Source organism: Myroides odoratimimus (assembly GCF_001485415.1).
Classification (GTDB): Bacteria; Bacteroidota; Bacteroidia; order Flavobacteriales; family Flavobacteriaceae; genus Flavobacterium; species Flavobacterium odoratimimum.
In genome coordinates this window covers 45082-59616 of the sequence record NZ_BCMQ01000021.1, presented here as the reverse complement: position 1 = coordinate 59616, position 14535 = coordinate 45082, and the positions used below count along the sequence as shown (strand labels likewise).

Genomic DNA, 14535 nt, shown 5'->3' with positions numbered 1-14535 from the left:
TATGTTTATGAACGTTGTCTTCTTATTTCTAAGTCTCACTTGTTTTTCAAAGCGAGTGCAAAAATAAAAACTTATTTCGAATTAGCAAAACTTTTCTAGAAAATATTTTCCTTTATTTTTTCGCTCAACTCCCGTTTTTACTGAAGCGGACTGCAAAGATACCACCTTATTTTTTACTTATCCAAATTTATTTTTATAAATTTTTCAAAGCTTATTTTTAGTCGTTCTTGCTTCACTTTTTGTTTATGATCGTCTGCCTCTAGAGTCGTTATCACTTCTCTAATGCGGATGCAAAAGTAGTATCTTTTCCCTTACTTCCAAACTTATCTTTGCCTTTTTTTAAAGGTTTTTGAAAAGTATTTCATAACTCATTATTATACCACCTTTTACGAGTAAAAGTTTTTTTATCTTTTTTTAAAGGTTATAGCGTTATGGCGTCTCTATACTATATATACGTAAAGAGCAGCGCTTCATCTTGTACTCTATTATATATATGTAATAATTGAGAATATGCCTTCTTATGCCCTTTCTGTCTATTTCTAAATGTTACTTTATCCTATATAAAGGTGTTTTATCTACTTTTTTGTAGTTGATCTACTTATATAGGTGTGTGTTTTTTGAAGAAAAGTTCATTATTAAGTAGCTATATCCTTGTTTTGAAGAAAAACTAACACACTTTTTTTATTCTCACATTGAGCACTTACCCTCACAAACAACTGTCTATCAACAAGTAAAGTATATTACCAGTATTATCTTTCTAAAACCAAAACACTTCCTAATCCCAGTAATAACAAGCCTTTATACCTACTTCTTCAACACTGCTTCAACATTTCTCTAAGATTACTCTACCTGAGCACCTCTTTCTTGAACCAATATTGAAGAAGTCTTGTCGCGCTCTTGAAGGGGGTTAACTTATGATGACAATAAAAAAGCCCTAGACTATATAGTCCAGGGCTGTATATGAATATAAAACTATTCTAAAATATTATCTAATCGTAATCGTGCAGTTCGACAGATCTTCTATTATTGCTAAAGATTCTACCCTTACTCCTTGCTCTTCTATTAACTTACGTCCGTCTTGAAATGCTTTTTCTATAATGAATCCCATTCCTACTAAATTAGCACCAGACTGTTTTATTAAATCTAGTACTCCTAAAGCAGCATTACCATACGCTAAAAAGTCATCTACAAATAAAACATTGTCTGTAGGCTGAAGAAAATCATTACTTATAACTACATCATACGTTCTATCTTTAGTAAAAGAGTGTATCTGTGTATGTAACATATTTTCCATTGTGCTAGGTTTTTTCTTCTTAGCGAATACCACAGGAAGATTTAATAAATATCCTGTCATAATAGCTGGAGCAATCCCACTAGCCTCAATAGTCATAATTTTATTCACATTAGTTCCTGCAAATCTTCTTACGAATTCTACTCCAATAGATTTCATTAGTACAGGGTCCATCTGATGGTTGATAAAACTGTCTACTTTTAAAATTCCTCCTTCAAAACATCTTCCATCTTGCAAAATTCTCTCTCTTAATAATTCCATATATGTTGTGTTGTATAATTATAAAATGAAAAGGACGACTAAACTTCCTTTGAAAATTGCAAGCGAATTTACGCATAATCCTTTTATCCCTATCCTAGTTCCTTTAAATTCTTTACTCAAGCAAGAAAAAACAGCCTCTATTCTTCTATTAATTTATACCATCCTCTTAAAACTACGTCTTAACACAAAAATCACTACAATAAAAATAGCCCAATCAATCAAAGCACTTGCCCAATAAATACCATTAATCCCAAAAATACGGGGCACAACTAACATAATAGGAACATACAACACTAGCTGTCTAAAAAGCGCAACCAAACTAGCTGGCCTCGCATTCTCTACAGATGGAAACCAAACCATACCCATGAATATAGCTGGCAACACCAACAAAACACTCATATAGACACGAAAATTAATCAATTGATCTATTGAAAATAATTGGTTTGGTATCATTAAGGATAAGACATCCTGAGGGAAAAACATTACTAAACACCAGAAGGGTAATAATAGCCCTACTCCAGTCCAAGTAAATAACACATACGATCGCTTAGTACGAACATAATTCTGGACACCATAATTCATCCCTGCTACTGGCTGAAGTGCACGCATCAATCCGAACATAGGTGTACACAATAATAAATAAAAACGATTAACAGCAGTAAAGAAGGTAATGTCACTATCTGTACCATACTTAGACAAGGCATTAAAAATGACTATATTCTGAATGACAACCATCACCATCATAATCATGGCAGGCATTCCTAGCTTAATAATAAATCTAGTAATCTGCTTATCATTAAAAAATGACCAAACATTAGTCTTAAAAGAAGATTTAGAAAAATGATAATACCCTATACCTAGAATAGTATAAACAATCATCGATACATTAGTAGCCCAAGCAGCACCAACTACCCCACCTCCTAATGTAGAGATAAAAATAGGCTTAAGTACTATATCGATTATTAACCCTATCGCTATCATTATAGCTGCAGTCTTCATCTTTCCTTCTGCGCGAATCATCATATTCAACGCTAAACCATGTACCCAAAAGAAAGTACCTAATAGAATAACCTTATAATACTGGGAAGCTAAAATAGCTATCTCCCCTCTGCCTCCCATCAAATAGATTAGTTCATCGGCAAAAATATAGGCGGGAAGCATAAAAGCCACGGAGAATAAAATGCTAAGAAAATTAACTGAACCTAAACATCTAGCCAAATTACTCTGATCATCTGCTCCTATCCAAATACTAATAGCGGCACCTGCACCCGTGCCTATAAGGCTACCGATAGCTTGTCCAATCTGTGCTAAAGGAAAAGCTATCCCAACAGCTGCCAATGCTGTATCATTAATCAGGTGCCCAACAAAGACACCGTCTAAAAAGTTATTTAGCCCAAATAAGACCATCGCTATAATAGCTGGCCAAGACATCTGCCACATCACATTAGGCAAATTGCCTTTTAAAATCAATTGTTTCTGTTTATCCATATTTATAAGTGAATGATTTAATAATTCTCACAGATAAACATTAGAAACAAGGATAAGAAGATTTCTTTCTTTACAACTTAGTCGCTTTTAGAATAACAAATGGACGTACAACAGCTTGTCCCAACTTATTAGTTGTATTCTCCATATACTGCCATTGTTCTATATTATAGAAACCAATATTAGTCAATAAACGAATAAGCCACTCTGTCTTATGAAAATGGAAGACTTCTTCTGTAGCAAAAGCTTGTTTTAGAGCAAAGTCCTTCTGAATATACGATAAAGTTAATTGTCCTTCTGAACGTAAAATACGATATATATCTTGAAAATACTTATTTGGCTCTTCCCAAAAATAAATAGTGTTGATCGAAAAGAAACCGTCAAAAGATTTGTCTTCAAAATCCATTCTTCCTGTATCATTCCCTAAAGACAATTTGACTTTACTTTCTTTTATTAGCTCTTTATTGAATTCGGCTGCTTCACTTAACATGACATCAGATAACTCAATACCTTCATAACTCAAGCTTTTTTCTTTAGAAAACAAATATGGCAAATGGCGACCATTACCAAACCCTAATTCTAGAATATGCATCCCTGCTTTAATGTTTAAGCGGTCAATAGTTTTATAAATCATATTGCTATTGGATGCATACATCCTATTTCCAACCCTAACTCCATCATCTCCACTAGGACATTTAAGCTGCTTTGCTAATTCAATATTATCCATTGGCTCCATATACTATAAATTTTGACCAAATATAGTTATTTAGAATTAATCTTAATAATTATATTTGTGCAAATTTCCTTCATGTAACTAAAATAGTTGTTACCTAAAAAGGAATAAACTTTACGCAAAACGGATTATTATGGAAATGATCATTAAGGACATCAATACAAAAGAGATCTTACTAGAGAAAAGATATCAAACTTTATGCTCAGAAACAGCTAATCTAGATAAATGTAAGACCATACGCATCCACAATGATATAGTAGAAAATAAAGTAACAGAGTACTATAATCAGAATTCTATTCTAATCTTCGGGATGATGAATATAAAAAAGGATATCTCTATAGAGATGTATACAGATGAACCATTTTATGAAATGCACTTTTGTATAAATGGTAGATCAGCCTTTAATTCGACTTACAACAATGTAAAGTTTAATAAAAATCAACACAACCTATATTTACAAAAAGAACTACAAGGTACTTTTAAACAAAATGAAAACAGCAATGAATATATGGAGGTACTATTCCCTCAAGACCATGTGGACTCCTTAATTAATCAATATGAAGGTCTGATCCCTCCTATCAATAAAACAAACAACCAGTTATTCCAAAACAATGCTTTAGTAAACGTAGAAATAAAAGCAGTTCTTACCGAAATTTATAACACAAATAGAACTGGTGTCATGAAACAATTATACTTAGATGTAAAGAGTAAAGAATTACTCCTATTACAATTCGAGCAATATATACGTTTAAATTCCAATAAGGATTTGACAAAAATATCTCTATCTGATAAACAAAAACTGGCAGAAGCTAAAGAACACATAGAACAAAACTATCAAGCCCCTCTTAGTTTATCAGAACTTGCACTAGAAGTGGGATTAAATGATTATAAACTAAAGAAAGGCTTCAAAGAGGTCTACAATACTACAATATTCGGATATGTGTATCAATTAAGAATGGAATACGCTCATAAATTGTTGCGCAACACAACTATACCTATCAAAGAAATAGCTCACTACTGTGGATATGAGCATGTACAACACTTCACTTCTGCCTTTAAACGTATGTATCAAACTACACCAGCTAAATACAGAGAAGCTTAGAATTTCTTCTTTAAGGGGCTTATCAAATTTCTTTTGAAAGCTCTGACTTCCTTTTTAGGATATGGTAGTTTAGTGATATCAACATCTCCTATCCCTTGAACTCTAACCATAATCTCAAGAAGAGTAATTTTAGCTCTAGTGTTCTCTTGTGTGATGACAAACTTAACCAGATCAGATTCATAGTAAACGCTATCTTTCTGTCCCTCTTCGACATCTAATAATCTACCTAGTACATATTAATCATTTAGTTCATAATGTATCAAATCATTAACCGAGTCAATTACAATAGGTCTTTGAACAGGAGTAAGTTTATTATTCCACTCCTGCACTTTTTCTACTTGAACTTCATTTAATTTTTGAATCAGTTCTCTCTTCGTTCCTTTAAAATAATACTCTTGGTCCTGAATAGGATAAAAAGTAGATACTTTAGGAATCTGAGAAGTTGCCATAAAAGAAAAAATAGAAAGATAAATCACTCCTACTTTGGCACTGCGATATGATCTATGGATAGTAATATTATTAAATACATAATAGGACAACACCACACTGACTAAAGCCATATAGTCAGTATAATCAACCACCCGTCCGATAGATAATCCAAAACCATTAAGCCATGATAACACAGGGGTAGATAAAGGACTTTTAAACCATATAAACAATAACACTGTACTTATATGAATACCTCTAGTATATTTTGGAAAAAAGGCAGACCAAAAAAATGGGAAGATAAATAGTCCTGTAAAATCTGATAGTTTGCCCGTTATCACATTAGAAAACTCTTCTTTCAACCAAAAATCATTACACAGAAGCAAAGCTAGGCATACTAAAAATAAAGGATGTAGAATCTTATTAGAATGTGTAACTATAGGCATCATAGACAGATTAAAAACTTAAAAGTAATAAAAAAACCCCAAGAGCGACAATCTTGGGGTTTTCTAACAAAAATAAACTAACAACTCAATAAACAACAAATACTTGAAGTACTGTATGATTACATTGAATCACATACATAACCTGCGACAACAAATAGTTATGTAATATTATTAATTACCTTAATAGGCTATATTCAAATCTTGGGTATCCACGTTCACCTTTTTCATTCATAAAGCTCAATACACGCATCTTATAGTAGTTGCCTTTTGAATCTTTAATTACGTAAAAGATATTAGTAAATAATTTTTTATCATTCGCTACGTCCCTCCATGTACCACCTATAGTACGTAAATCTAAAGATAGTGCGCTTTTATCTACATCAGCTAAAGAGAAATTCTTATACATTGTTTTATCCTTTTCAGGTATTGTAACTTTATAAGCAGTAACACCCGCATATCTATTGTTTACAATAAAATCTGAATAACCATAAGAACCTTTAGGATCTCCGTTTTGATCAACTGTATTTGTAAATACAGTAAAGTTTAAATCCCATTTTTGTTTACTTGGTTCAACATTAACAATCTTATTAGTATCGAAACTAAAGAAAACAAAGTTATAAGATGAATTCTTCTCTATAAACACTTCCTTATGTGTACTATCATTTAAATCTGCATACTGCAGTAGATAACCTTGATCTTTTCTTAGTATTCTAATCTTCTTCCATCCTCTTGTATCACCAGTTACATTTACAGAACCTGCAGCAACACTAGAAGCACCAGGTTTAAAACCTAAGTTTACTAAATAAACTTTATTTTCATCAGGGTTAAGTTTTACCTCCTTAATTGCTGTTGCTGATAATTCACCAGTAGGAGCATCTATATAAGCAACATTAGCTGGATCAAATGTACCTATCTGTACCTGAGTTTTTAGACTCGTTACATCACTTTCTCTCACTTTATCAATATCTGTACTTGATAAAGCACTTGTAGCCATATAAATAGATCCGTTCAATTTAACTCTAAACTCTTTATCTGCATAAAAGGCTAAGTCCCAAGAATCACGTTGTACAAGATACATTGCCTTTCCTCCTAAATCTACGTATACTTGTTTAGGTTGGCTCGGTCCACCAATAGCAGGCATTAAAAGACCTCCAATAGCTGTATCAAAACTAACCACCATCACATTATATCCTTGAATCTTAGGTTCTTTTATTGAATAATTAACCTTCACTATATCAAACTGGACTGTCTTATCAGAACGATCATAAGGATATATTAGGTTATTAAATACAAAATTCACTTTTCGATCGCCTTTAGCGAAAGGAATAGTTAATATACCCGCTTTAGCACTTGGAATAGTATTATAATCTACATCATATCTTGCATTTACTTCAGAAACTCTCATCTCAATACTACCCGCTTCGGCAGCCGGTTCAGAAAAAATCACATTTAATTCTTTCTTTTCTACGATTTCTCCATAACTGATAGATTGTTCTTCATAAGCTACAATAAAATCCCTTGTGTCACTATTACCATTCTTAGAATCCTTTTCACATGATATCATCATAAAAAGAGATACAATAAATATGCTAATATGTAATAAACGTCTCATCATCATTAAAAACCTAATTTATATTGTAATTTTACAAAGAAGCTTCTTCCATATCCCAGTGGTTGTGAAGGAGAAGAAGAGCTATGCGCTGTTCCAGAACTTGTTGTTGATGTTAAATCTTTAACATCAAATATATTTCTTACCCCAACTGTTGCAAACAACATATTCTTAAAGAAAGGCTGGCGGACACTAAAATCCATCCAAGAATAGCTTTCTTGCTTTCCTTTCATATAGTATTCACCAAAAAGATCTGACTCCATCTTATAACGATACTCTTCCCCATTAAATTTATAATATAACGAGAACATAGTCCCTGTAGATGGCAACTTATAACTAACATTAGCTGTCACTTCAGGAGTATATAAGAATTTATCTGTATCACTAGGAGCACCATATATTTGCTGAGCAGCCCCTGAATAAGTAAAACCAAGACCTACATCTAATGTTTTCCAACGCAATTGATTCAAGAAAGTTACTCCTATATTTCTATAACGATTAACATTATGATATTTATACTTAAGTCCTGATGGATCAATAATCTGAATTACATCAATCTTATCTTGTACATTCAAAAAACGTCCAGTCAAACTACTACTAAATTCAATATCTTCACTAAATTCTACTGCCTTTTTAATATTCAAAAAGAACGTCTTCCCTTTCTCAGGATTTAAATTTGGATTACCTTGTAAATCATGATTAACGTCTACAAAATACGTATATAACTCTTCATAATTAGGCAAACGAGGTGATGTGCCTACAGTAGCACGAATCTCATAATTATTTGGCAATACATATTTAAGCATTAAACTCATAGCATGCTGACTGTCAAAAGTATTTGAAGTCATTAAACGGTATCCAGGACGAATCATGAAATTAGGCATAACGTCAATCTCTGATGAAGCATAAAAATCATAACTTCCTAAAGATCTGCTTTGAGGAGATTCTCCTAATGATTCGCTCATTAATGAATACCCTTTACTATTCGCTACTTCATATCCTACTTGGAATCTAGCTCTCTCCCATTTAATAAAATCACTAAAAGTTCCCCTCGAAAAGAACACTTCTCTACTTTCACTTTTATATGAGTTTTTATCAAATTTCTCGTCATACTTAATTCTATATCTATAAAAATCTATCTCCCTCTCTTGTTTCTGATAAGTAAAAGACAAATCAAAACGGAAAAGATCTTGAAATTTACCAGAAGTATTTAGAACGTTAGACCATCTCTTTGTATTCGTAATACGATCTTTAGCAATAGGATCAATCGTTTCAAACACAGGATCCTCGTTTACCTCGAAGGTCTTACTATAATCCTTCATTCTCTCATCAAAGTATTCGAACTTATAGAATACACGATAAGACTTATGGTGGTAATTCAGAAGAGCCTTTACATTATTTTGATTCTTTGGTAACCATTCGTGCCCCCTTTTATCCTCATCTCCATAATAAGTAAACCCTTTTCTATCATTAAACCATCCTTTAAAATCATTATGAGTATAACTAACACTTGCATATAAATTATCATTTATATTATGTCCTATCGTTAGCCCCTGAATATGCTTTCCTTTATTCTGCAAATTATATTCATCACCAACAGTCTCTTCTTGTGTAAAGAAATTTACGTTCCAATCATGAATATTATTTTTCTTAGTAATGATATTTATAATTCCTGTTACTGCATTGGCTCCATAGTCAACCCCCATGGCTCCTTCTACAATTTCTACTTGTTCAATATCATCTAAGTTAATCTGAGTAAGGTCTGTATTATTACCAAAGCCTTCATCAGAAATCATAGGTACATTATCCACTAGTATCGTAAAATACTGGGCGTCTAAACCAAACATCTTCACAGTAGATCTACCTGTACCAGCATTTGGTAGTATAGATATATTCATCACTTGATTTAATGCGTCAGCTAATGTTACTGCCCCTAAATTTTCTAAACGTTGCCTATTCAGAACTGTCACATTATTAACAGCCTTATTTATAGATTGTGGACTATACTGTCCAGAGATAACAATTTCTCCAAGATTAGCATTGGGTGGCGTTATAGTATCTTGTACTTGAGCAAAAGTAAATGCTGGAATTGCACAAAAAGCACTCAGTACAAATATGGTATTACGCTTCATTTATTCTTTTTGTTTTTTATTTAGATGATTTCTTGATTGCAAAGATAGAAAAATATCTTATTTAAAATGAATTTAAATAATTATTTTGTAAATAAAAAAACGAAGCTATTGCTTCGTTTTCAGTATATCAAAATAAATATCTATCTAATTCTTAGGTAAGAACACTTCTGCCATCATACAACGAGCACTTCCACCACCACAAGCTTCTATAGTATCTAAGCTACTATGTAAGATTGGACAATGCTTTTCTATTGCTTTTATTTGATTAGCGTCTAAACTATTATAAGCTTGCGTTGACATTACTAAATAACGTTGATCGTTTGCTCCTTTTACTTGTAACATATTACCAGCAAAATTATTAACTTGTTCTTCCGTAATAGTAATAACTTCTTTTCCTGTGCTCTTTAAACTATTTAAGACTGTTTTTCTCTCTTGTTTATCATCAATACAATCTGCGCAAATTACAGCAAATGTTTCGGCTAAACACATCATAACATTAGTGTGATAGATATGTTTTCTTTCTCCATCTACTGTTTGAAACGCTTCAAAAATTACCGGGTCTGTCTCAAAATCTTCACAAAACTCAATAACTAAACCTTCATCAGCACGTGGTGACAATGCACAATACGTCTTTTCATTAGCTCTATCTAACAATAAACTTCCTGTTCCTTCTAAGAATAAATCATCTTCTTCCGCCGACGTATAATCCCATATATCATCATCAATTACAAAGCCCTCTTTCTCCAAGATATCAAATATATCTTCTCTTCTCTCCAGCCTTCTATTCTCAGCAAACATTGGGTAAAGAACTACTTCTCCACTTTCGTGAAAAGAAATCCAGTTATTCGGGAAAATACTATCTGGTGTATCAGGATCTACAGTATCTTCTACTACAATAACATTAACTCCAACAGCTCTTAATTTTTCTACGAAAGCATCAAACTCTTGTTGAGCTTTTGCATTAACTGTAGCAGGAGTTGTATTATCAAGTACTTTTTGATAATAGTTATTTACTGCAGTTTGTTCGTTCATACGAAACGCCACAGGGCGAATCATTAATATTGTATTAGTAGTTTGATTCATAACATATATTTTAATCACGTATCAAAGGTAATGTAGAACATCTTAATAACCCCTCTTGTTTTGCAATTTCTGCATAAGGAATCTCTTCTACAACGAAATTATTATCTCTTAACCAATTATTCAGTCTTGTGAAATTACGTTCAGACACAATAACTTCTGGGCTAATAGAAAATACATTCGAAAACATATGATACATTTCTTCTCTTTCAATGTGGAATAAGTTGTCTTTACCGAAAATTTCAACTAATTGATAGTATTCTTTCTCATCATAAAAACCACCTTTATAGATTATTCCTTTATCATTTCCGATTGGTTGAAAACAACAATCTAAATGCAATGCATTATCACGAGGTTCTGTTCTAGACTTCACCAAGTCAAATGATAAAACTGTTTTATTAGGGAATAATTCTTTAATAAAATCAACACCTAGTTGATTTGTTCTTGCTGTAATATATTCTTTATAATCTGGACGCTTATAGCTTCCTATAAAAATATAATCATTCCATGGCATTACATCTCCTCCTTCAAAGTGTACTTCTTCTGGAGCAGAGATTATAGATGCAGGATTAATTTGATCTAACACATACTGTATTGCATGTAATTCACGATCTCTATCTGGTAGGATATTCGCTTTAATGAATTTATCTTCAATCACAAATCCAATATCACGAGTAAAAATTTGATTGTAGTCTTCAATGATTTCAGGTCTATACACCTTTACATCATATTTTTCGAATACTTTATTAAAAGCATCCATTTCTTGAATCATGTCAGATTCTACAGGATAAGTACCTGCTTTAATATGCTCTAACGACTTAGGGTCGTAAGCTTCTTCTACTGTAGGTGTGGGTCCGATACTATTAGCTGTACCTAGGACCACAGCCCGCAATCTCGAGGTTTCATTCTTAACGTTTAACTTAAGCATAAATATTGATTTTCCACAAATATAACAAAATACTCTCTACTTAATTCTTTACAAAATAAAAAAGGCACCCTTAATTAGGGTGCCTCCTCAACAAATATAAAATAAATATTATTTTCTATCTTTCATAGGAACAAATGTTCTTAATGCTTCACCAACATATAACTGTCTAGGTCTTCCAATTGGCTCTTTATTAATTCTCATTTCTTTCCACTGAGCGATCCATCCTGGTAAACGTCCAATAGCAAACATAACTGTGAACATTTCAGTAGGGATACCTAAAGCTCTATAAATAATTCCTGAGTAGAAGTCAACATTAGGATATAAGTGTCTTTCTACGAAATAAGGATCTTTAAGCGCTGCTTCTTCTAATTTTTTAGCAATATCTAAAACAGGGTCATCAACACCTAATTTTCCTAATACTTCATCAGCTGCTTTTTTGATGATTCTAGCTCTTGGGTCAAAGTTTTTATAAACTCTGTGTCCGAATCCCATTAAACGGAAAGAATCGTCTTTATCTTTAGCTTTGTTTAAATATTTCTCAACATCACCTCCATCATTCTGAATTGCTTCAAGCATTTCTAATACAGCTTGATTAGCTCCCCCGTGTAATGGACCCCATAAAGCAGAAACACCAGCAGATACAGATGCAAATAATCCTGCATGAGAAGAACCTACCATACGTACTGTAGATGTAGAACAGTTTTGTTCATGATCAGCATGTAAGATAAATAATTTATCAATTGCATTTTTTATAATTGGATCGATTTCATAAGGTTCTGTTGGCAAAGCAAACATCAATCTTAAGAAGTTATCCACATAGCTCTTAGTGTTATCATAATAGTTTAAAGGATATCCTTTAGCTTTTCTATAGGTCCAAGTTGCTATTACTAAGAATTTACTCATTGTCTTACATACAGCCTCATATAATGACTTAGAACAATCAGCATCCACTACTTTAGGATTAAATGCAGTTAAAGCACTAGTCAAAGAAGCTAACACTCCCATTGGGTGTGCCGTCTTAGGAAACCCATCAATGATATTCTTCATTTCTTCATTAACTAATGAATACTTTCTAATATCATTCTCGAATTTTTCTATTTGTTCTTGAGTTGGTAATTCACCGAAGATAATCAAATAAGAAACTTCTAAGAAGTTAGAATATTCTGCTAATTCTTCAATAGAATACCCTCTGTATCTCAAGATTCCTTCTTCTCCATCTAAGAATGTAATTGCACTCTTGCATGCACCAGAATTTTTATAACCTGGGTCATAAGTAATAGCTCCAGTTAAAGCACGTAATTTCAATACATCAATTGCTACTTCATTCTCAGTACCAACTAATACAGGAAACTCATGTCTTTTACCGTCAACCTCTATATAAGCTGTTTTAGACATATTGTTATTATTTTATTTTTTCTATAAGTTTTACTCACTACTAGCAAACATATTCTAGTAATTTTTCAGTAGGAAAGATAGGAATTATTATGCATACATACAAGTCATATTCGTAAAGTAATCATTAAAAATGAACAAAAAACCTCATTTTAGAGACTAACAAAACGAATGAAAAAATAAGGCATACTAAATAATCATAAACACATTGGATTAGTTAAAAAAAAACATTATTCACAATAATTTATTTTTACAAAATACCAGCATAACCGTGCCCATGTACTATAAAATAAAAAAGCGGTAGATATGATATCATATCTACCGCTTTTTATTTATAAAGGATTATCTTTTTACTTTAAAAGCATTCCCCTGAGGATAATAAGCGATATCACCTAATTCTTCCTCTATTCTTAATAATTGATTATACTTAGCCATACGATCAGATCTAGACGCAGAACCAGTTTTAATTTGTCCACAATTAAGAGCAACAGCTAAATCAGCAATAGTACTATCTTCTGTTTCACCTGAACGGTGAGACATAACAGAAGTAAATCCAGCATTCTTAGCCATGTTAACAGCAGCTATAGTCTCAGTAAGTGTTCCTATCTGATTTACTTTAATCAAAATAGAGTTACCAATACCTTCATTAACACCACGCTCAAGTCTAGCTACATTAGTAACGAATAAATCATCACCTACTAACTGAACTTTATCACCAATCTTATCCGTTAAATACTTCCAACCATCCCAATCATCTTCATACATACCATCTTCAATAGATACTATTGGATACTTCTCAACTAACTCAGCTAAGTAATCAGCTTGCTCTTGAGAAGTACGAACTTTACCTAATTCACCTTCGAATTTAGTATAATCATATTTACCATCTACATAGAACTCAGAAGCCGCACAATCCAAAGCGATCATAATCTCATCTCCAAATCTATAGCCTGCATTCTCAACTGCTAATTTAATAGAATCAAGAGCATCTTCAGTACCTTTTAATGTAGGAGCAAAACCTCCTTCGTCACCTACTGCTGTACTTAATCCTCTCTCGTGTAAAACGTTCTTCAAATGATGGAATATCTCAGTCCCCATTTGCATAGCATGTGTAAAAGTAATTGCTTTTACAGGCATGATCATAAACTCTTGAAATGCAATAGGAGCATCAGAGTGAGACCCACCATTAATAATATTCATCATTGGAACTGGTAGCGTGTTTGCAGAAACACCACCTACATAACGATATAATGGCATTCTTAACTCATTTGCTGCTGCTTTAGCTACTGCTAAAGAAACACCTAAAATAGCATTCGCTCCTAAATTTCCTTTATTACTAGTACCATCTAATTCAATCATCAATTGGTCAATAGTATTCTGTTCGAAAACACTAACACCTACGATGTGCTCAGCAATTACATTGTTAACGTTATCAACAGCTTTTAATACTCCTTTACCTAAGAAAGCTTTACCACCATCGCGTAACTCTACTGCTTCGTGCTCACCCGTAGAAGCTCCAGATGGAACAGCAGCACGACCTAACATACCACTTTCAGTAATAACATCTACTTCTACTGTAGGATTCCCTCTAGAATCTAATATTTGACGTGCATGCACACTAATAATTGTACTCATAAATTGTGTCTTAAA

Annotated in this window: 11 protein-coding genes; 1 reads left to right on the top strand and 10 read right to left on the bottom strand. The window is 32.7% G+C overall.

Features of this window, described 5'->3' with window-relative positions; genetic code table 11:
• Nucleotides 1–985: 985 nt before the first annotated feature.
• The 3 genes from xpt to MODO_RS15045 form a co-directional block, all read right to left on the bottom strand.
• Complete coding sequence (gene xpt, locus MODO_RS15055; RefSeq protein ID WP_006259458.1) at nucleotides 986–1552, bottom strand: xanthine phosphoribosyltransferase; 567 nt, start codon at nucleotides 1550–1552, stop codon at nucleotides 986–988.
• A gap of 153 nt (nucleotides 1553–1705) precedes the next feature.
• Nucleotides 1706–3040, bottom strand: a complete 1335-nt coding sequence (locus tag MODO_RS15050) for an MATE family efflux transporter (RefSeq protein WP_006259459.1) — start codon at nucleotides 3038–3040, stop codon at nucleotides 1706–1708.
• A 70-nt stretch (nucleotides 3041–3110) separates the two neighbouring features.
• Nucleotides 3111–3773: a class I SAM-dependent methyltransferase gene (locus MODO_RS15045; protein ID WP_006259460.1), complete on the bottom strand. Its 663-nt coding sequence runs from the start codon at nucleotides 3771–3773 to the stop codon at nucleotides 3111–3113.
• Between the two features lie 130 nt (nucleotides 3774–3903).
• Here MODO_RS15045 and MODO_RS15040 point away from each other — a divergent pair, with 130 nt between their 5' ends.
• Nucleotides 3904–4872 (top strand): AraC family transcriptional regulator, encoded by a 969-nt coding sequence (locus MODO_RS15040; RefSeq protein ID WP_006259461.1) that lies wholly within the window; start codon nucleotides 3904–3906, stop codon nucleotides 4870–4872.
• 236 nt (nucleotides 4873–5108) lie between these two features.
• Here the strand turns inward: MODO_RS15040 and MODO_RS15035 are convergent, their stop codons facing one another.
• The 7 genes from MODO_RS15035 to eno all read right to left on the bottom strand — a co-directional run bounded on the left by MODO_RS15035 (nucleotide 5109) and on the right by eno (nucleotide 14520).
• The gene (locus MODO_RS15035; protein ID WP_235811666.1) at nucleotides 5109–5744 is read right to left on the bottom strand and encodes a hypothetical protein; all 636 of its coding nucleotides are present in this window, start codon (nucleotides 5742–5744) and stop codon (nucleotides 5109–5111) included.
• Nucleotides 5745–5919: 175 nt separating this feature from the next.
• Entirely contained in the window at nucleotides 5920–7362 is a 1443-nt protein-coding gene (locus MODO_RS15030; RefSeq protein WP_006259463.1) for an HmuY family protein, read from the bottom strand.
• Entirely contained in the window at nucleotides 7362–9485 is a 2124-nt protein-coding gene (locus MODO_RS15025) for a TonB-dependent receptor plug domain-containing protein (protein ID WP_006259464.1), read from the bottom strand. The genes MODO_RS15030 and MODO_RS15025 overlap by 1 nt, the downstream gene beginning before the upstream one ends.
• A gap of 144 nt (nucleotides 9486–9629) precedes the next feature.
• The gene (gene ctlX / locus MODO_RS15020; protein WP_006259465.1) at nucleotides 9630–10568 is read right to left on the bottom strand and encodes a citrulline utilization hydrolase CtlX; all 939 of its coding nucleotides are present in this window, start codon (nucleotides 10566–10568) and stop codon (nucleotides 9630–9632) included.
• 10 nt (nucleotides 10569–10578) lie between these two features.
• The gene (locus tag MODO_RS15015) at nucleotides 10579–11493 is read right to left on the bottom strand and encodes a dimethylarginine dimethylaminohydrolase family protein (protein WP_006259466.1); all 915 of its coding nucleotides are present in this window, start codon (nucleotides 11491–11493) and stop codon (nucleotides 10579–10581) included.
• Between the two features lie 108 nt (nucleotides 11494–11601).
• On the bottom strand, nucleotides 11602–12888 hold the full coding sequence (locus tag MODO_RS15010; protein ID WP_006259467.1) for a citrate synthase: 1287 nt from the start codon (nucleotides 12886–12888) through the stop codon (nucleotides 11602–11604).
• Between the two features lie 339 nt (nucleotides 12889–13227).
• Complete coding sequence (gene eno, locus MODO_RS15005; RefSeq protein ID WP_006259468.1) at nucleotides 13228–14520, bottom strand: phosphopyruvate hydratase; 1293 nt, start codon at nucleotides 14518–14520, stop codon at nucleotides 13228–13230.
• Nucleotides 14521–14535 lie beyond the last annotated feature (15 nt).